Annotated in this window: 15 protein-coding genes; 2 read left to right on the plus strand and 13 right to left on the minus strand. The window is 29.3% G+C overall.

Annotated features, from left to right (window positions below):
* Positions 1-12: 12 nt before the first annotated feature.
* The 11 genes from ACTG48_RS16180 to serS form a co-directional block, all read right to left on the minus strand.
* Complete coding sequence (locus tag ACTG48_RS16180) at positions 13-1,659, minus strand: peptide ABC transporter substrate-binding protein (RefSeq protein ID WP_479917385.1); 1,647 nt, start codon at positions 1,657-1,659, stop codon at positions 13-15.
* A 27-nt stretch (positions 1,660-1,686) separates the two neighbouring features.
* Positions 1,687-2,985 carry an EAL domain-containing protein gene (locus ACTG48_RS16185; protein ID WP_479917386.1) on the minus strand — a complete coding sequence of 433 codons (1,299 nt, stop codon included), beginning with the start codon at positions 2,983-2,985 and terminating at the stop codon, positions 1,687-1,689.
* A complete protein-coding gene (locus ACTG48_RS16190; protein ID WP_479917387.1) occupies positions 2,985-4,622 on the minus strand; it encodes a GGDEF domain-containing protein in 1,638 nt (545 codons plus the stop codon). The genes ACTG48_RS16185 and ACTG48_RS16190 overlap by 1 nt, the downstream gene beginning before the upstream one ends.
* A complete protein-coding gene (locus tag ACTG48_RS16195) occupies positions 4,567-6,168 on the minus strand; it encodes a GGDEF domain-containing protein (RefSeq protein WP_479917388.1) in 1,602 nt (533 codons plus the stop codon). Before ACTG48_RS16195 ends, ACTG48_RS16190 begins: the two co-directional genes overlap by 56 nt.
* A 255-nt stretch (positions 6,169-6,423) precedes the next feature.
* The gene (locus tag ACTG48_RS16200) at positions 6,424-7,680 is read right to left on the minus strand and encodes a serine hydroxymethyltransferase (protein ID WP_479917389.1); all 1,257 of its coding nucleotides are present in this window, start codon (positions 7,678-7,680) and stop codon (positions 6,424-6,426) included.
* Between the two features lie 71 nt (positions 7,681-7,751).
* Positions 7,752-9,302: an AbgT family transporter gene (locus tag ACTG48_RS16205; RefSeq protein ID WP_479917390.1), complete on the minus strand. Its 1,551-nt coding sequence runs from the start codon at positions 9,300-9,302 to the stop codon at positions 7,752-7,754.
* Between the two features lie 49 nt (positions 9,303-9,351).
* Positions 9,352-10,536, minus strand: a complete 1,185-nt coding sequence (locus tag ACTG48_RS16210; RefSeq protein WP_479917391.1) for a M20 family metallopeptidase — start codon at positions 10,534-10,536, stop codon at positions 9,352-9,354.
* A 248-nt stretch (positions 10,537-10,784) separates the two neighbouring features.
* Positions 10,785-11,873 (minus strand): YkvI family membrane protein, encoded by a 1,089-nt coding sequence (locus ACTG48_RS16215; protein ID WP_479917392.1) that lies wholly within the window; start codon positions 11,871-11,873, stop codon positions 10,785-10,787.
* A 283-nt stretch (positions 11,874-12,156) separates the two neighbouring features.
* Positions 12,157-12,855 carry a response regulator transcription factor gene (locus ACTG48_RS16220; RefSeq protein WP_479917393.1) on the minus strand — a complete coding sequence of 233 codons (699 nt, stop codon included), beginning with the start codon at positions 12,853-12,855 and terminating at the stop codon, positions 12,157-12,159.
* Between the two features lie 113 nt (positions 12,856-12,968).
* Entirely contained in the window at positions 12,969-14,474 is a 1,506-nt protein-coding gene (locus tag ACTG48_RS16225) for a histidine kinase (RefSeq protein WP_479917394.1), read from the minus strand.
* A 194-nt stretch (positions 14,475-14,668) separates the two neighbouring features.
* Positions 14,669-15,940 carry a serine--tRNA ligase gene (gene serS / locus ACTG48_RS16230; RefSeq protein WP_479917395.1) on the minus strand — a complete coding sequence of 424 codons (1,272 nt, stop codon included), beginning with the start codon at positions 15,938-15,940 and terminating at the stop codon, positions 14,669-14,671.
* A gap of 367 nt (positions 15,941-16,307) precedes the next feature.
* Here serS and ACTG48_RS16235 point away from each other — a divergent pair, with 367 nt between their 5' ends.
* Positions 16,308-16,850, plus strand: coding sequence for a helix-turn-helix domain-containing protein (locus ACTG48_RS16235; RefSeq protein WP_479917396.1), 543 nt, complete (start codon positions 16,308-16,310; stop codon positions 16,848-16,850).
* Positions 16,851-17,051: 201 nt separating this feature from the next.
* On the opposite strand, the gene ACTG48_RS16240 is transcribed toward ACTG48_RS16235, so the two are convergent.
* Positions 17,052-18,656, minus strand: a complete 1,605-nt coding sequence (locus tag ACTG48_RS16240; RefSeq protein ID WP_479917397.1) for an amidohydrolase — start codon at positions 18,654-18,656, stop codon at positions 17,052-17,054.
* A gap of 383 nt (positions 18,657-19,039) precedes the next feature.
* Here ACTG48_RS16240 and ACTG48_RS16245 point away from each other — a divergent pair, with 383 nt between their 5' ends.
* The gene (locus ACTG48_RS16245; RefSeq protein WP_021385776.1) at positions 19,040-19,966 is read left to right on the plus strand and encodes a carbon-nitrogen hydrolase family protein; all 927 of its coding nucleotides are present in this window, start codon (positions 19,040-19,042) and stop codon (positions 19,964-19,966) included.
* Between the two features lie 125 nt (positions 19,967-20,091).
* Here ACTG48_RS16245 and ACTG48_RS16250 read toward each other — a convergent pair whose 3' ends face one another.
* Entirely contained in the window at positions 20,092-21,090 is a 999-nt protein-coding gene (locus ACTG48_RS16250; RefSeq protein WP_479917398.1) for a YhdH/YhfP family quinone oxidoreductase, read from the minus strand.
* Positions 21,091-21,155 lie beyond the last annotated feature (65 nt).

Consider the following 21,155-nt stretch of genomic DNA (forward strand, 5'->3'; position numbering starts at 1 on the left):
TCCTGTTTTTATTTACTTAATATGAGCATTTAAAACGTTAAAGAATTGAAATGGTGTACGTACTAGACCAACTAGTTTATCAGAAACTGCATAAGTAGTACATGTAAAATACATCGGTCCTATAACCATATCATCTATTAGAATTTTTTCTGCCTGTATCAGTATCTCTTGACGCTTTTTAGGGTCGCTCTCATGAGTTGAATCCTCAATCAACTTATCATACTTTAGATTAGAATACTTTCCATGGTTATTCATATTTTCTGTTGTATAATTCTCTAAAAATGTAATTGCATCATTCTCAGAAGGCCCCCAAGCATTCACTGCAAAGCTGTAATCACCATTCATTGTTGCTTCAGACAAAGCTTTCACTGCTGTAGATTTTAGTTCTACATCCAATCCAAGATTTTCCTTCCATTGTTGTTGCAAATAGGCAGCCTGATTCTGATTGTATGTTGTATCTGATGTCCAAAATACAAGTTTAATATCCTTCTTTTCTATCCCAAGTTCTTGAAGTGCCTTATCAAGATATTCCTTTGCCTTATCTTTGTCATACTTAAATAGGCTACCACGTTTTTCTGCATAACTTTTACCATCAACACCTTTTATAACACCTGGCACAAGACCGTTAGCTGCTATAGAACCATCATTAATTACATTATCAAGCAAACTTTGTACATCAATAGAATAGGCAAGTGCTTTCCTTAGATTTATGTTAGAAAGATACTCATTTTGTGTATTAAAGCTTAAATACCAAGAACCTCCATCTATGTAAGATTGAATAGTATCTTTACTTTTGTCTCCCACGAGTTTAATTTGTTCGTTATATAAGTTACAAAGGTCAATTTCTCCAGCAGTAAATGCATTCAAACTTGTATTTGCATCTCCTATCATGACCAACTTAACTTTAGGAATATTAATTTCTGATGCATTATAATATTCTTCAGATTTCTCCATTGTAAGATGGTCATCATGAACCCATTCTGTTATTTTATATGCGCCATTTGTTACCATTTTATCTGCCTCTTTAGCGTACTGTTTATCGCCAATCGTCTCATAATCCTTCTTATTTATTGGTAAAAAATATGGTTGTGACAAATAAAATAAGCCATTAGTCATTGGATGAGACCATTGAATTTCTAATGTATAATCATCTAATACCTTTAACCCAAGCTGTGTTTCGTCAATCGCCCCCTTATAAAATGCTTCTCCATTTTTTATATTCTTATATATATATGCAGCAAATATACTTCCAGTAGAAGGCTTCATCTGTGTCACCCAAGAATAGTAAAAATCATTCACAGTTACTGGGTCTCCATTTGACCATTTTGCATCCTTTCTTAGATGCATTGTATAAATTGTGTTAGCATCATTTATATCCCAACGTTCTGCTAAATCAGCTACTGGCTCATCCTTTTCATTCAACTTTGTGAATCCAGACATACAATGATAGAGAATACTTTGGGCAATAGTATCACTCATTCTCATTGGATTCAATTCTGTTGGCTCTGATGTGACATTTAACGTTACCATTTCTTTTCCTTGAGTACCCTTAAAAACTGAGCCTTTTGTTGTATCTCCTTGTTTAGGTGTGGAACATGCCACCAAATTTAATGCAAACATAGCTACTAATAATAACGTTATAATTTTTTTGTATCTCATATTTTTCTCCCTCTAAAAAAATAATTTTTATAATTCCTGACAATCATCCTGCTCGTCCAATATCATGTTAAATGAATCAATTGACATAGGTTTATAGTAATAATAACCTTGAACCATATCGCATCCATATTCTTTTAAATTTTCTATATGTTCTTTGGATTCTACACCTTCAGCAGTCACCTTCATATTTAAGGAATGAATTAAATCTATAATAGTCTTTATTACTAAATTACTATTACCATTTAAGTTATTTAAAAAAAACTGACGGTCCATCTTGATAATATCAAAACGCGCATTAAGTAATACATTAAAAGAAGAGTATCCATCGCCAAAATCATCTAGAGAACATGTAAATCCATATCCCTTAAAATCAGATACTATTTTTTTCAAACGCTCAGTATCATTTAAAGAAATTGATTCCATAAATTCAATTTCAATATAGTTCTTAGGAATATTATATTTTTCAAATACATCAATGTAATTTTGAACAATATCTGGATCATAAAAATATGACTTTGAAATATTAAAACTGATTGGTACAACCTTCTGGTTATTTTTTATTCTTGTGTCCAAATATTGGCACATTTGTTCAAAAGTATCAATATCAATTAACTTAATGTAGCCATTTTGGTTTAAGATAGGCAGAAATTTATATAATGGTACGCTATTTCCATCTTTATCAAACCAACGAAGTAGTGCCTCTGCACCTATAACTTCTCCACTTATTAGGCTAACTTTTGGCTGTAGATATGTAACAAATTCATACTCTTTATATGCATCTGCTGTATCTATTTCTAGTTTCATACGGTCCATATAGCTTTTATAAAAAGATTCGTCATAAAGTTCTATACAAGAACTTCTATTAAATAAAGTTTCACTTTCTTTTCTACACAGATTTGCATAATTTAGTGCATCATAAAATGAGACTTCTGGGTTAATAATCACATAAATCCCCATAGACATAAAAAGATTTCTATAAATCCGCTCATCATCTATACGATATAACATTTCAATTAGTGGTATCAATCGTTCATATATAAGGTAATTAGAGTCATCACACCTAACTAAAAATGCAAAGTTATCCGCATATAAATATGCAGCATACTCCTTTTCTTCTAAAAATGTCATTATCTTTTGAAAAATCAATGTCAAGATTTCATCTCCTGCTTTACTCCCATACTTTGTATTAAAATAGCGAAAATTTTTAATGTTGAAATGTATTAAAGCGTATCTTTCGTCACTACCTTTTACTTTACAATATTTTTCCAAAATATATGAAGTATCATATATATGGCGCTTTAAGGTGATATTCTTTTCCGTTTCCATCACGATTGGCTCCTTTGTTTATAAATTGTATATACATTTCTTCCCTTATTTTTGGATTGGTATAAGGCTAAATCAGCATTTTTAATAAGGGTTAATTCATCACAACCATCGACATGTATCTCGTTATATATCCCAAAAGATAAAGTGAGCTGTTTAGAGTTTTTACTTTTTAAATGTACAATATTTTTTTCTCTCAGCTCTTTTTGAACTGACTTAACAAATGTAATAATTTCATCATCACTTCTATCAACAAATATACAAGTGAATTCATCTCCTCCATATCGTGCAGCAAAAGCGTTGTCTGGCAAGTTATTCTTTAATAAAGTAGTAACTTCTTTTATTGCCTCATCACCTTTTGAATGACCGTAGTAATCATTATATTCTTTGAAAAAATCGATATCAACCATAACATATCCAATGGATAAAACCTCATCATCTTGGATTAATTTACTTATAAGTTTACTGCTGTATCTTCGATTATAAATTTTTGTAAGTTCATCTATATCTGCTACTGTTTGTAGTCTAACTTGCTTTTCCAACATAAGGTTTTGTTCTTTTTCTGTTTCATAGAGAGAAATAAGACTTTTGAAGCTTTCCCCCATTGATATCTTACCTATCACTTCTCCTTTTAATATGGTTTCATAAAAAGTTTCATAAATTTCATCAGTCTCATGTCCAAATAGAATTGCATATTGAACATGTAATTTTTGAATTTGTATAGTTATATTTTGATCCTTGTTGTTATACAATGTGTCTAATTGGTTTAAGCACCAGGCTGCATCTTCTTCTCTTTTCAACAAAAGCAAAAACTCTATTAAATACAAATAAGTGGATTTCAGTAAAAACGCATCTTCCTTATTTTCAATCAACTTTTTTATCAAACTATCTATTTTATGTAATGCTTCTGTTTCCTTATTTTCTAATAATAGAAGACGTATTTCTCCTTCCATAAATAATAAAGGTAAAATGCCAACTTCACATTTTACACTTAAACATTTTTCATGATACTTCAGAGCTTTATCTAATTCTCCTTGAACACAAGAAAGGTGTAATAGATTCACAAGTATAGACTTGTAGTAAAAGAGTACACTTTTTATAGGAACATCTTTTATAACATCTAATGCTTTTGTATAGAATTGCTCTGCAATTGTATATACTCCACTTGTATAAAATATATCAGCAATATTGTTATAGAAAATAGCACATGATTTTTTATCTTTAATTTTATATGCAATTTTGATACCTTCTAAATATATAGTAAGAGCTGCTATTTCGTCACAAATAGTAACATTTCGCAAGCCCTCAAGTTTAAAATATTCAATTAACACATCAAAATAGTTTTTATGTTCAGCAAGTTCTCTTGCTTTTTCTGAATGAAAATTATAGGCATCTCCATCCCACTTCATCTGAAAATATTGTGCTAAATACACATGAGCCAGTGCTTGTCCATAGAAGTAGTTTAACTGTTCTGATATAGTTAGCAACCTATCACAATCGTGTTTATTAAATCTAGAATTATGTTCAAAACGATGCTGAATTCGATCAATCAGCAATTGAATTTGTTCAAGTGCTACATTATAGTTAGTCATTATGCACCCCTTCCATATCAAGTATTGATTTAGCATTATTTCTACCATTATTCTTAACAGCATATAGTGCTTTATCTACTTCGTCAAACAAATTAAGTACATCAACTTTAGTTGAAACGGTCTTATTCCCATAGCCAATTGACAATGTTATTATTTTTGAACATCGTGAATGTATATGTTCGATACTTTTTAATTTTATTGCTTCTTTTATTTGATTCACATAATCAGCCATTTGTTCAAGATTCAAGTCCCAACTAAGACAAATAAATTCATCGCCACCATAACGAAAGACTGCCATTTGTTCATTTGCATTATCTTTTAGGATACTAGCTACTTGTTTTAATATTTCATCACCTGCCAAATGTCCATAATAATCATTGTATTCTTTAAAGTAATCAATATCAAATATTGCAAGACCAATATTAGTATACTTATTGCTATTGAGAATTTCATCTTGCTTAATATTAAAATAATAACGATTGTATATATTGGTCAATTCATCATAATTGACAAGGTCATATAATTCTTTTAATACTTTTTTTGATTGATTATACTTAGTATATGTATCATTTAATTCAATCTTAGCACACAAACCCTCTATCTTTAACAAATTTGATTGAGCTTGTGCTTTTAAATATAAGCTATGGTACTCACGATAATGGAGATACAGTTCCTTTTTTGTTTCAAATTGCTGTGAATACTGAATTTTCAACTTACACAATTTCAATAAAGGTTCTGGTTCATCTTCTTTTATTAATTCTTGTAAAGATTGTAATAATTCACTTGATTTTATTTTACTTTTAATATGTATCATTGCTTCTATTGCATTCATCAAAAATTCTATTAAGTAAACTCGATTTGGAAAAATCATAAGTCCATCATTCTTCATTTCCTGCAGATAGTATAAACTCTTTTCTTGATTTTGTATCTCTGCATAATAAAGTAAATATCCATAATCAACATAGATTTTTAAATCTTTCTCTTCAAATGGAAGTGAACTCAATTCTTCAATAGTTGATTTCATCAATTCAAGCTTACCTAGTTTTAAATATATACTAATGAAATTAATTAACAACATTCGAAGAAAACGTGGTTTTGTATCTGGCAAAGAACGCAATACTTTCATTGCTTTATCTAAATAAAGCATTGCTTCATCATATAATTCGTAATCCAAATAATAAGAACTAATATTTCCATAATTTATACCAATTCGGTATTTAATGTCTAATCTTTCAGAAATGTCCAAGGCTTTTAAAGTATATTTAAATGCAGATTTTTTATCATATGAATTTGAAAAAAGCAAACTATGCATTGCATAAAATTTTTCTAATAACTCACTTGGTTTCTTTTCATCAATATACTCCTGTGCATACTCTAACTCTTTTGATACGCATTTCATATTTGATTCTACATAGAAATAATAATCGGCACGCCATACATATCCAAAAGCCACACTTTGCCAATCTTTATTTTCTTTTGCAAGCGAAATCAGTTTATCACAAATTCCACAAACAATATCATCGTTCACATTAATGTTTTTATGTATTTTACTCTTTAATTCCTCAATTTCACACAAAGTGTAGTTTTCAATCATGACATTACTCCAAATTTATTTTTTATAACATTATAACACGCAAGTGTAGCTTTTCACAATGAGATGTTTACAACACCTGTATTTGCTACATTTATCACATAGGTTAAGAGTTCTTCGAAAACACCTTTTTTATTTTTTATATAAAAAAGGAGATGATTCAAATTGTTATTTTGAGGCATCCCCTTATAGTAATTATATATTATTAGGTTTTATGTTATAGGCTTTATAGGTTATGGGCTATATAAATCAATATATTTAATCTTCAAAATACCCTTCTGGATATAATGGGAACTTAGATATAAGCTCTTGAGCTTCCACTTTACAATCATCTAGTACTTCTTTATTATCAATATTTTCTGCTACCTTATTCATTATTCCTGCTATTTGTATAACTTCTTTTTCTTTAAGACCTCTTTGAGATATTGATGTAAGACCTATACGAACACCACTAGTTACAAATGGTGACTGTGGGTCATCAGGAATAACATTTTTATTAACTGTTATTCCTACATATTCAAGAGCTTTTTCAAATTGTTTTCCTGTAAGATTTTTGCTTCTTAAATCAACCATAACTATATGGTTATCAGTTCCTCCACTTACAATACTAAAACCATGTGAAATAAGTTCAGATGCTAAAGTTTGAGCATTTACTACCACTTGTTCCATTATTTTTTTAAATTTATCTGTGCTTAAATACAATAGTGAAAAGGCTTTTGCTGCAACTGTATTAAGATGTATAGAACCTAATGTTCCTGGGAAAACACCTTTGTCTAGTTTCTTTGCATGTTCAGCTTTACAAAGTACAATACCACTTCTTGGACCACAGAAAGTTTTTGTTGTAGATGAAGAAACAAAATCTGCATAAGGTACAGGGCTAGGAATTACTTTTGCTGCTACCAAACCTGCAACATGTGCCATATCTACCATAAAGTAAGCCCCTACTTCTTTTGCAACCTTTGATATTCTTTCATAATCTATTAGTCTTGGATATGAACTTGCTCCTGCAATTATAAGTTTTGGTTTACATTCTTTTGCTTTTGCTTCAAGAGCGTCATAATCTATACGTCCAGTACTTGGGTCTACTCCATAAAATTCATACTTATAAATGTCATGTAAAAAATTAACTGTGCTACCATGTGTTAAATGTCCACCTTGGTCAAGACGCATACTTAAGACAGTATCATTTGGTTTTAATATTGATGAATATACACAATAGTTGGCTGTAGAACCTGAGTATGGCTGTACATTTACATGTTCTGCTCCAAATACTTCTTTTGCACGTTTGATTGCTAGAGTTTCAAGTTTATCTGCTTCTTCAGAACCTGCTTGAAAACGAGCCCCTGGATAACCTTCTTCTGTTTTATTTGTAAATACACATCCACTTAATTCAAGTACTTCTGTTGGTGCTGTACTTTCAGAAGCTATCATCTCAATATTATGCTCTTGTCTAACCAACTCTCCAGCTACAATATTATATAACTCTGGGTCTGAAATTTTTGTTGTTTTTAACATCATAATCCTCCTCTTAATTAAAGAATATATTTTATTGATTTAATCTTTATTAATAAATTTATTATAAAAACCTATAAAATGTAAGATATTCCTCCACCAGGTCCTAATGGTATGCCAATACCCATGAACAGTAATAACAATATTATTTCTATTAATGTAAATACCACCGAGTATGGAATCATATTCGATATGACAGTACCTATACCTAGATTCTTATCATATTTTCTAGCAAAAGCTAATATAACTGGGAAATACGGAAAAAGTGGACTTATTGGATTTGTTGAAGCATCCCCAATACGATAAGCTATTTGAGTTAATGCTGGATTAAAATCTAGTAACATAAACATTGGAACAAATATAGGTGCTAAAATAGCCCATTTCGCAGAAGCACTTCCTACAAATAAATTGATAAATCCAGATAGAAATATAAATCCTATTATCAATCCATAACTAGGTATCCCGGATTCTGCCAAGACTTTTGCTCCTGTTATTGATAAAATTGTTCCCAAGTTACTAAGATTAAATAGATTAATAAATTGAGATGCTATAAATGCTAAAACTATATATCCACCCATATCACTCATACTACTACCCATCATAGATACTAAGTCTTTGTCATTCTTTATCTTCTTACTTACTTTTCCATACACTAATCCTGGAGTTAAAAATATAATAGTGATTATAGGAACTATACCTTTCATTAAAGGTGCATTACTAGATAGTATTGAACCAGTTTCTGAATCTTTCATAAATGCATTGTCACCTATACATAAAGCAACTATTACTACCACAACAACTAACAATGATAATAAAGCGTATTTTATACCTTTATTTTCAAGTTCACTCAATTCCTGCATATCCTTATCATTCTCTGAATCACTGTATTTTGAAAAACGAGGAGCTATAAATTTTTCAGTTACAAATGCTCCTGCAAAAGTTAAAACTATTGCTGATATAAAAGCAAAATAAAGGTTCATTGCTGGATTACCTTGATAAGATGGGTCCATCATTTGAGCTGCTGGTATTGTAAATCCAGCTAATAATACATCTGTCGTACTAAGCATGACATTTGCTGCAAATCCTCCTGCAACACCTGCAAAGGCTGCAAACATACCTACAAGAGGATGTCTTCCAATGCCTAAAAAAACAAGTGCTGCAAGTGGTGGTAATATTATAAATCCTACATCTGCTGCTGTATGTGATAACATACCTGCAAATACAATTGCTACAGTTACAAGTTTTTGTGGAACTTTACTTATCCCTTTTTTCATTAATACTTCCATAAATCCAGATTTCTCAGCAACACCTGCTCCAAGCATCGTAACTAATACTAATCCTAATGGAGCAAATGACTGGAAGTTTGTAACTATACTACCTAAATAGGATTGAATCTGCTCTTTCTCTAGTAGATTTACTACTTTTACAACCTCTTTTGTAGAAGGGTGTATTTCTTCTACTCCTAAACTGGATATAACTGCTGACAATATTAAGACAATTATACATAGTAGTAAAAATATGGTTACTGGGTCTGGAAGTTTATTACCTGCTCTCTCTACAACATTTAATGCTCTCATTAACAATCCACTATCTTTGTTTTTTTCCTGTGAATTAATTTTTCTCAAACTAATCCCCCCCATAAACTTTATCTCCAGAAACACTCTATGTTAAATTTTACTTTTTAAATTTATCCATATAATTTATAACAGATTGACATAGTACGTTTGTACCTACTAAAATAGAATTTTTATCAGCTTTAAATTTAGGATTATGCCACTGATACGTACAACCTTGTTCTTTGTTGCCTACACCTAACCAGTAAAAAAATCCTGGTGCTTTTTCCATAAATATAGAAAAATCTTCTCCTCCTGTGGAAGGTATTGGATCAACTACAGCATCTTCTGAATACAAGTCACATACAGATTTACAAGCTATTGTGTACATTTCTTTACTATTTATAACAGCTGGTAAATCAAATAAATAATCTAGTTTTGCAGTTGCTTGATATCCACGTGCTATTTCACAAACTATATTTTCCAAATTTTCAGATATTTTCTTTCGTACCTCATTACTAAAGCTTCTACATGTACCTGTCATATCTACTTTTTCTGAAATTACATTATTTGCAGTTCCTCCATTTATAGTGCCTATTGATATAACAGCTGATTCTAATGGACTTATATTTCTACTTACTATTGTTTGAATACCCATTATAATTGCACTTGATGCTACTATAGGGTCTATTGTTCTATTTGGTATACCTCCATGCCCTCCAAAACCATTTACTTCTATCTTAATAGTATCTACTGCTGCCATTAATCCACCCAACTTAACACCTACTTTTCCACAAGGTATATCTGGATGATTGTGAAGACCAAATATAGCATCAACTTTTGGATTTTCCATTACTCCTCGTTCAACTAGCATCTTTGCTCCTTTATTAACTTCTTCTGCTGGTTGAAATATAAACTTTACATTTCCATGAAGGTTATCTCTAATATGGGATAGTACATATGCACATCCTACAAGACAAGATGTATGTATATCATGTCCACATGCATGCATTATACCATCATATTGTGATTTGTACTCAATATCAACCTCTTCATGGATTGGTAAAGCATCAATATCTCCTCTTAATGCTACTGTAGGACCATCGTACTTTCCTTTCAATAACCCTACAACTCCTGTTTCCATTCCCATATCTAATATCTCTATATCTAAACTTACTAATAAATCTTTTATAGCTTTTGTAGTCCTAAATTCTTTAAAACTTAGTTCTGGGTGCATATGAATATCTGTAAAAAACTCTAAAATATCTTCTTTGTACTTTTCTGATATCAAAATAAGTTCATGCATACTAACACCTCTCCAAAATTTTTATTTTTGATTTTTCTACTATGTTAACTACAAATTATATATAAGTCATTAATATTAATAAAGATATTTTTTATAAATTCAATTTAATTTCATTTATATTTATATTTTACTACATCGTTTTAATTAAATATATTATCATATCTTGCAATTTATTTAACTATTTTGACTTTTTAAAATCTATATTATATAAAAAACTTCCCTTAACTATAATCTATTGATAAGTAACCCTATTCCTGACTTTGTGTTGATTTTTCTCTACATGTAATAGCTTTATATACCATACAGACTAAAATTAAAAGTCCCATATAACCTGTATATGGATATAGAATGTTTACTAGTTTACCAAATGGTAAAAATCCACCTATACAAGCCAAAACAGCTATTACTGTTGTTACAAGTTTAAATTTAGGGTGTTCATCTTCAACAATCCTATTAGTTACAGACCATAAAAGTGGAACAGCAGTCGTATAAATACCTAATATAAGTGCAACTGAGAAAAGTACACCTACAATAGGAGCTATATTATCTGCTAAATAAAGTGATGGTATTTCTTTCATATATAAGTTTCCTATATCTGAAATCATAGCCAAATACATAACTATTCCAGCAGTCATAAATACTACTCCACCTAATAGACCTCCCCAGAAAGCATCCTTTTTACTTTCAATAGAAGCTCCCATTCCTGTTAAAAAAACAATCATTACAATAATATTTAATGTATTATAAATTACTCCTGAAACTATTGGACTTCCTGATGCTTTTGTAACTTCAATATTCTTCATAGCTTCTCCAACCATAGATAATCCATCTAAATGCTTAAATAAACTTATTAGCCCAACAGCAATTGTAAATACTGCTATTACTGGTCCAATACGACCAAGTATACTTACTAATTTTTCTAAACCCATAGACACTGTGATTAACGTAGCAACAGCCATCAAAACTCTTCCCAAATAAGGATTTATACCATAGTATTCAGTTAAAGTTGAGCCTGCACCCGAAATCATTACTATAAGAATTCCAAATAAAAATATTGGGCTAAACCATTCATAGAATTTACCTAAAATCTTTCCACAATAAAAAGTATAAATTCTCGTTGGTTCTTTAAGTTTTAATTCTCTACCTCTAGTTATAACTTCAGCTCCAAGAAATGAAAATAACACCATTGATATTAATGCTCCAACTAGCCCCATATATCCTTGGGAGGCGAAAAATTGGAGTATTTCTTGACCTGTAGCAAATCCAGAACCAATTGCTGTTGCTAAATAAGCCCCTGCAATATAGATAATATTTTTCACATTCACTTTGTCTGACATATTAAATTACCTCCATTATAAAGTTACCTTCTTCAACAAATATAAATCCTCAGCAAATTAAATGAAAATTCTGTCTTTTTAGAACAGTATTTGATTTGCTTTTTTTATTTTGTATATCTTTTTATTTTTATTTATATATATTTTTTTATATAAATAGGTACAGCTTTTATAAGGTTTAATGTTATTAAATATGTTTAAAGCGCTTTAATTTTTACTATAATTAAAGTATACTTATTCAGGCACACTCAAACAATTATCTATATTGACTTTTTATTTATCAATTTCAATTTTTAGTATTTAATTTATAGACCTTAGGAGTCATTCCTTTTTCTATCTTGAAATTTTTGTAGAAATTATTTAGACTATTGTAACCAACCATTTCTGCAATCTCATTTATACTTTTCGTAGTATTTTCAAGTAACTCAATAGATTTTTCTATTCTTATATGATTTAGATATGATATAAAAGTTGTATTCAAATTACTTTTAAAAATCCTAGATATATTAGATGGATTAGTTAAAAATAATTTAGCACAATCATTTAGCTTTAAGTCCTTATTATAATTTAAATTTACATACTCTAGTATCTCATTTAATAGATTATTATTAGTATATTGATAACCGATAATATTTTCTACAGACTTATTAAACTCGTTCATGTCTAATGGTTTAAGGAGTATATCTTTCACATTTAATCTCAAGGCTTTTTGTGCATATTCAAAATAGTCAAAAGCAGTTATTACGACAAAGTTTATTTTTTTGGCTAGGTGAGATGTTTTTTCTATTACCTCTAACCCATTATATATTGGCATCTGAATATCTATAAACACTATGTCTGGCTCTAAATCAATTATTTTAGCTACTGCTTCATCACCAGATGTTGCTTTACCAACAATCTTTATTGGCATATCTTTCATTTCTATAAAGTGTGTTATTATTTTTAGAACAGCTTCTTCATCATCTATTATTAGTGCTCTTCTCATGAGAATTCCTCCCTTTTAGCTTAATAATATAAAAAAGTAAGATATATAAAACAACATAAAAACATCTAATATATTTCTTAACATTTATAAAACTTATTAATTTTTCATAAGCTCTATACATGTTCCTTACAATTTTCAATAGGAATTTTAATCATTATGTAAGTCCCCTCTTTATCACTTGACTTTATATTCATATCAAAATCATTTCCATAAGCAGATGTAAATTTTGTATATATTAAAGACAATCCATGACCATTATTACTACGAATACCTGCCCTTATTTTGTCTATACTGTTCTCCTCTAAAATAGTTCCATTATTATGAATTTCTATAATAGCATACTCAGAATCAACTCTTGCAATTATCTCAACTCGTTTTTCCGTATCAATATCTCTAAATCCATGTGTAAAAGCATTTTCTACAATAGGTTGAATAAAGTTAAACGGTACAGAAAGACTATAGAGCTTCTCAGGAATAAGATACTTTACTTTAAGCGCATCTCCATAACGCAATTTCTGTAAGTTTAAATAATTTTTAATATATAGTATTTCCGATTCTAATTCTACAAAGCGTAAATCAGACCTCATTGTATATCTAAACATTTTAGATAAATCTATTATTGCACTATACAAATCATAACTACCATCATCAAGTGCTATACTTGCCATTGAATTTAGAGTATTAAATAAAAAGTGATGGTTTATTCTTAAGTTGGTAACCATATCTTGAGCTACCTTTAAATTCATTTCAAGTTGCTCGCCATAATGATATGTTCTTGCAATAGTATTCTCTTTTTCTTGTAAATCTTTTCTTATGTCATTGAATGAACAAAAATTTATTATATTTTTAGATATTTGTTTTAAGAGACGTTTTATACTTCTAGCAGCACCTTCTGGTATATCATATAAATTACTATGTGTTGTATCTAAATTTAAATCAGATAATAATACATATCCTCCTCTTATCACTCCTATACTATTGTTTTTGTATAATATTGGAATATTATATATTGTTATCCCATACTTACATACAAACTGGTTGCTACTTTTTTGATTCATACAATCACAGTTTTGAGGAAATTTCATAGGGTTACATTTTTCAAAACAAAATAGAGGAAAATAAGGATTTTTTAAAACTATATTCCATGAATCATCATATATAATCAATGGAATTTTGAATGGGTCTATAAATTGACCACGAATTGATTCTATTGCTGCATACAAATTTAAAGTACTTTCGCTATAATTTATTAAAGTTTTCTTCAAATAATTATTAGGATTAACATCTATAACCTCACTCTCTCCTACATCGTTTACATTATTTGAAACAATAAGTTCTTTTATTGGTCTATCACCTGTATTTATAGTTTCATGTGTACTGCCAGATTCTATATAAAAAATCATACCTTGGTAAAATGGCTTCCATACTCCATTTATGATATACAGACCTTCTCCTTCTAAAATATATATCATTTGCTCTTGACCATAATGAACATGATTAAAATGTTTTTTACCTTGCATAGTTACTGCAATATATATATTCATAGCTTGTTTTGGATTGTTTTCATCATAAGTGTGTTTCCATTCAATATATCCCCACTCTGTCTTTTGAATTTTCATAAAAAATTCCTTTCTACTTGTAAATTATTTATGTTTATTTTTTAATAAATTTAGTAAATAAAAAAGTATACATACTCTTTCATATGATAGCTTACTATATCAATATTCATTAGTTTGTACACTTTTTTATATTCATTATTATTTTTTAATTACTTCTAGCTTATTGTATTATTTAAAAATACATAATTTAACTCTTATTTAATAACAGAAACTCCCATATATGGTCTCAAAACTTCTGGAACAACTACAGAACCATCTTCCTGTTGATAATTTTCCAATATAGCTGCAACACTTCTTCCAATAGCTAATCCAGAGCCATTTAATGTATGTGCATATTCAGCTTTAGAATCTTTATCTCTTTTAAATCTTATTCCTGCTCTTCTAGCTTGGAAATCTTCACAGTTTGAACAAGATGAAATCTCAACATATCTATTATAACTTGGCATCCAAACTTCTACATCATATTTAAAAGAAGCTGTGAATCCTAAATCACCTGTACATATCTTCACTACTCTATATGGTAATTTTAATAATTGTAGCATAGTCTCAGCATTGTTAGTAAGCTTTTCTAACTCATTGTAAGATTCTTCTGGTGCTACTATTTTAACCATTTCTACTTTGTTAAATTGATGTTGTCTTACCAATCCTCTTGTATCTCTTCCAGCAGAACCAGCTTCTGACCTAAAGCATGGAGTATATGCTGTATAATTTATTGGTAATTGTTCAAATTTAAGTATTTCATTAGCATGTATATTGGTCAAAGGAACTTCTGATGTTGGAATTAGAAAATAGTCCAGTCCTTCTATTTTAAACATATCTTCTTCAAACTTAGGAAGTTGCCCTGTACCTAAAAAACTATTTCTATTTGCCATAAATGGTGGAATAACCTCTGTATATCCGTTTACTGTTGTATTTGTGTCTAAGTAAAAATTTAATAATGCCCTTTCTAACCTAGCTCCTAATCCTCTATAAAGAGTAAATCTTGAACCAGTTATTTTGCTAGCTGTTTCAAAGTCAAGTATACCTAGTCCTGCTCCAATTTCCCAATGAGCCTTAGATTCAAAATCAAAATTAGTAGTCTCTCCCCAAGTCCTTACCTCAACATTATCTTCATCAGTTTCACCTTGTGGAACTTCTGGATGTGGTACATTTGGTATTCTCATTAACAGATATTCCATCTTATCTTCTACTTGTTTAAGGTTTTGGTCTATAATTTTAATCTTGTCAGATAACTCTTTTAACTTGACCTTTTCAATTTCTACATCTTTACCTTCTTTTATAAGATTTGGCATATTTTTAGATGCTATATTTAATTCATTTTTCATGACTTCAACTTCTTGAAGAATTTTTCTTCTTTCATCATCTAACTTAACTACTTCATCAAGGCTAAAGGCTTTTTCACCCCTTCTTTCCATAGCTTTTTTTATACCATCTAGATTTTCTCTTATTCTTTTTATATCAAGCATTTTTTCCTCCTCAGTACTTAAGATTGGATGTTATCTCTTAATCTCAAATAATTTTGATAATATGTTTTCTGTCTGAGGTTAAGAAATCTTTTTTGTTTTATCCGAACCTATTTATTTTTATTTAATTTATTTATATTTTACTAACTTTTTTATATATTGTCAAATTATATTTAATTAAATTAATATAATTTAATTTTTAATTGTTGTTTTTATAATTAACTTCATTATAATTATATCGATTTTGCTAATCAATTATCTATTTTGACTTTTTATTTACCAATCTTATATAATTATTAACTTTCATATAAATTTTTTTACCTTATGATATAATTCTTTATAAATAATTTATTTGAATAGGAGGATTTAGATGAGCGATTCAAATATAGGTAAGAAATTGACTTTATGTAGAAAAAAACAGAATCTCAGTATAAAAGACTTATCTAAACTAATTAAAGTTACACCTTCATTAATAAGCCAAATAGAAAAAGGAAGTGTAAATCCATCCATAAGTTTTTTAAAATCAATTTCAAATGCTTTAAATGTACCATTAGTCAATTTTTTTATTCCTTCTATAGATAATTTAGAACTAATTGTGAGAAATAATCAAAGAAGGATATTAATTCTGCCAGACTCAAAAGATATTTTATATGAAATGTTATCAAGTAATCCATTTAATGAATTTGAGTTTGCCATTATGAACTTAGCTCCTAAGTCTTATTGTAAAGAAAAAAATGGGCATGACGGAGATGAAGTTGCATATGTTCTCAAAGGAAGTGTCCAACTTAGCTTAGAAGACGATATATTTCAACTAAATGAAGGTGATAGTGTAAAAATTCCATTTGGCATGAGACATAAATGGGGAAATCCTAATGAAATTGAAAGTAAAGTAATATACATAATTGTTTCATAAACTATTATCTACTTAATTATCTGACATACTACATAGATAACTCAATAAATTGATATTTAGTTAAGAAGGTAGAATTAACAAAATTATACTGGTAAATCTTCAATATAATAAATTGTTGATTTAGCTATAATATCATTTAATTCTACCTAATTTGTTATTTAAGTCTATTTTTATATAGTAACAAACTCATGTAACTTACATCTATTTTAAAGAATATAATACTTCTCCTTCTCTTATAGTCTTTAGTACTTTAATATCTTTTATTTTCATAGGGTCAATTGTAAGTGGATTTTCATCTAGTATTATTAAATTAGCTAATTTACCTTCTTTAATCGAGCCTTTTTTGTCTTCTTCAAAATATTGATACGCTGCATTTATAGTAACACCCTTTAAAGCATCTAATGGGCTTATCTTTTCATTTTCTCCTATTTGCACATCTTTTTTCGTAATTCTATTAACAGCACACCATACTGTTTCAAGCATATTAGGAGCTATTACTGGTGTATCCTGATGTAAAGTGTAAGTTAGACCTTTTTCTATAGTTGTTTTAAGTGGACTAATTTTAAATGCTCTATCTTCTCCAAGGTTTTTGATATGAATATCTCCCCAATAGTATGTGTGAGCTACAAAGTATGAAGGTATCATATTTATTTTCTTCATATCATCAATTTGGTCTTCTCTCACTGTTTGAGCATGTATCATAACTGGTCTTGCATCATTTTTACTATTTTCTTCTTTTAAGTTTAAAACTTTTTCAAATGAATCTATCAACTGGTCTGCTGCCGCATCTCCATTACAATGAGTTAGAAGTTGCATTTTTTCTTTTAATGAAATATTTATAAATTTCTCTACTTCTTCATTTTTATATATAGGATATCCACAATAATCATCATCTGAATTTTCGTATGGTCTAGTTAACCATGCTGTCTTACCTTGTGGAGAGCCATCCAAAAATATTTTATATCCTCCTATTTTAAATCTATTTGTATATTTCTTTATAAAATCTTTATTTCCATCTGCTACAGATTTACTTTTTTTCAAATCCACATATCCTACAATATCCATCTTTAATTTCTTTTGACTTGCCATTGTTTTTAGAAGGTTAAACTGATTCTCTGCCATTAGACCTTCTTGAGCTGTTGTAATACCATAGCTTAGATATATGTCCTGTGCTTTGTCAATTGATTTAAAAATCTCATCTGGTGATGGTTGCTTTATTTTAGACGATACATTAAAAAATGCATTCTCCTCTAAGTATCCATTTGGTTCTTGACTTCCTTCTATTCTACCAATATGCCCACCTTCTGGGTCCTGTGTTTCATGAGTAACACCAAGTTGCTTTAATCCTAGTGTATTTGCAACACCCATGTGACCAGAAGCATGTGAAATTAGTATTGGATTCTCTAAAGATGCACTATCAAGTACATCTTTATCTGGATGTCTATCTTCTTCTAAGAAATTATTATCATATGAAAATCCAATTATCCATTCGCCTTTTTTTATATTATTTTTATCTTTGAAATCCTGTATTTTTTTTACTATATCTTTAAAACTAGTTGCATCTTCTAAAGGAATTAACTTTAGTGTAGTAGCAAAAGCTATCAAGTGGCTATGTGAATCAATAAAAGAAGGCATCAATGTCTTCCCTTTTAAATCTATAACTTCTGTATATTTATTTTTTAAAGCAAAGACTTCTTCTTTTGTTCCTATCTTTTTTATTATCTTATCTTTTATAAGAATAGCATCTCCACATATTGAATCTTCCATTGTAATGATATTTCCATTGTAATAAATTTTTTCTTTCATAAAATTCTCCTTAAGCTGTCTATTTTTATAAATTTTCTTCATTGTTTTCTTTTTAATTATATTACATTACATTAAATTTGTTTCTTTAGACTTTATTCATGTAAAAGTTTTGTTTTTAATTATTGTTCGCCAAGAAATAAATACTATTCATTATAAATAAGACAATTTAATAGTCTTCATATTGCTAAAAAGCTATTATAAAATAGTGAGATTAAATATTTGAACTTACTTGTTTTTGCACAATTGTAATTTTTTAAATCATGATGTATCATTTTAAGTATACAGTTACATCATTATTCACAATATAAAGACTTTACTTATCAAATATCATTTGATGTAGTCTGTTCAAAGCAACAAATTTAAATATTTTTAGGAGGTTTTTTATGAGCAAAGAAAATAAAAGTGTAAGAATTGCTGTTGTTCAGGCATCACCAGTCATAATGGACTTAGAAAAAACAGTTGAAAAAGCATTAGAATTAATTAAAGAAGCTGGTAAAAAAGGAGCAAATATTGTAGTTTTCCCAGAAGCATTCATACCTGCATATCCAAGAGGTCTTTCATTTGGATTTGTTGTTGGAAGTAGAACAATGGAAGGTAGAGAAGATTGGAAAAGATACTATGATAATTCTGTGCCAGTTCCTAGTGCTACAACAGATTTATTAGGAAAAGCAGCTCAAGAAGCAGGTGTATACTTATCAATGGGTATAACAGAAAGAGATGGTAATGATATAAACTGTACTCTTTATTGCACAAACTTATTTTTCTCTCCAGAAGGTAAACTTATTGGTAAACACAGAAAACTTAAACCTACAGGAACAGAAAGATGTATTTGGGGCGAAGGAGATGGAAGTACTCTTACAGTAGTTGATACTCCATATGGAAAAATGGGGGGCTTGATTTGTTGGGAAAACTATATGCCATTAGCTAGAACAGCTCTTTATGCTAAAGGAGTAAAACTTTATATAGCTCCTACCGCAGATTCAAGAGAAGAATGGCAATCAACTATGAAGCATATTGCTTTAGAAGGAAGATGTTTCGTTATCGGATGTAATCAATACGTTGAAAAAAATATGTATCCAACTGACCTTAATTACTATAAAGAATTAGATGTCGAACCAGAAATTATGTGTCCAGGAGGAAGCTGTATAGTTGACCCTTTTGGAAAATATGTAGCTGGACCTATTTTCAATAAAGAAGAAATGTTAATAGCTGATTTAGACTTAGAACAGATAGTTCTTAGTAGACTAGATTTTGACTCAGAAGGTCATTATTCAAGACCTGATGTCTTTGAATTAATTGTTCATGAATAATCCTTTACATAAAAATCAAAATGAGATACTCCTAAATAAATTTAAGGTATCTCATTTTTTCTTAATATTCTAAAATTATATTTGCTTAATATCTAAAATTATACTTATAAATTTAATTTAACTACCTACTTTTTTTCTAAATCAACTACTGTTCTTCCTACATGCTTTCCTGCCATTATTGAATCTATACTATTATTTAATTCCTCTAGCGATACTACATTTACCATATCATCTAAATCATGTAATTTCCATTCATTAGATAATAAATCCCATATCTTTAATCTTACATTCATTGGGCATTCTACAGAGTCTATACCATATAAAGTAACTCCCTTTAAGATAAATGGATACACTGAACTTGTAAACTCAATTCCACCTGCATTACCACAAGTTGTCACTGCTCCACAATAATTAGTTGTCTTTATTGCTGTTGATAAAGTATTTCCTCCTACTGTATCTATCACTCCAGCCCATCTTGGTCTAAGTAGAGGTCTACCTGAATTATCGTCTACTTCTGACCTATGTATAACATCTTTAACTCCTAAATCTAACAGTACTTCTTTCTGTTCTTCTAATTTTCCTGTTGATACTACAACTGAATAACCTAATTTAATCAATATTTTGGCTGCAATTACTGCAACTCCTCCTGTACCACCAGTAACTAATACATCTCCCATATCCTTATCTACAGAGTTTATAAATTTGTATATAGATAAAGCTGCTGTAAATCCTGCTGTACCATAATCCATTGCTTCTTTCAATGAAAGATTTTTGGGAAGTCTCACTACCCATCTAGAAGGAACTCTTATATATTCTGAAAATCCACCAGAAGTATTCATCCCCAAATCATAACCTGTTACTAAAACTTCATCTCCAACTTTAAAATCATCACAACTACTAGATTCTACTATACCAGATGCGTCAATTCCTGGTGTATGAGGATATTTTCTAGTAACACCCTTATTTCCATTTGCAGAAAGTGCATCTTTATAATTTAGAGAAGAATATTTTACTTTTATTAAAACTTCTCCTTCTGGCAATGAGTCTATTTCTCTTTCAACTATATTTCTCTTAAAACTGCCTTCTTCTTCTGTAATATATAATGATTTAAATTTTTTATTCATAAATTTCCTCCCAATATAATTAGTTTTATGTTAAACTAATTATAGTTTATAAATAGTTTTATGTC

The sequence above is a fragment of the Clostridioides sp. LIBA-6822 genome (genome assembly GCF_056688955.1).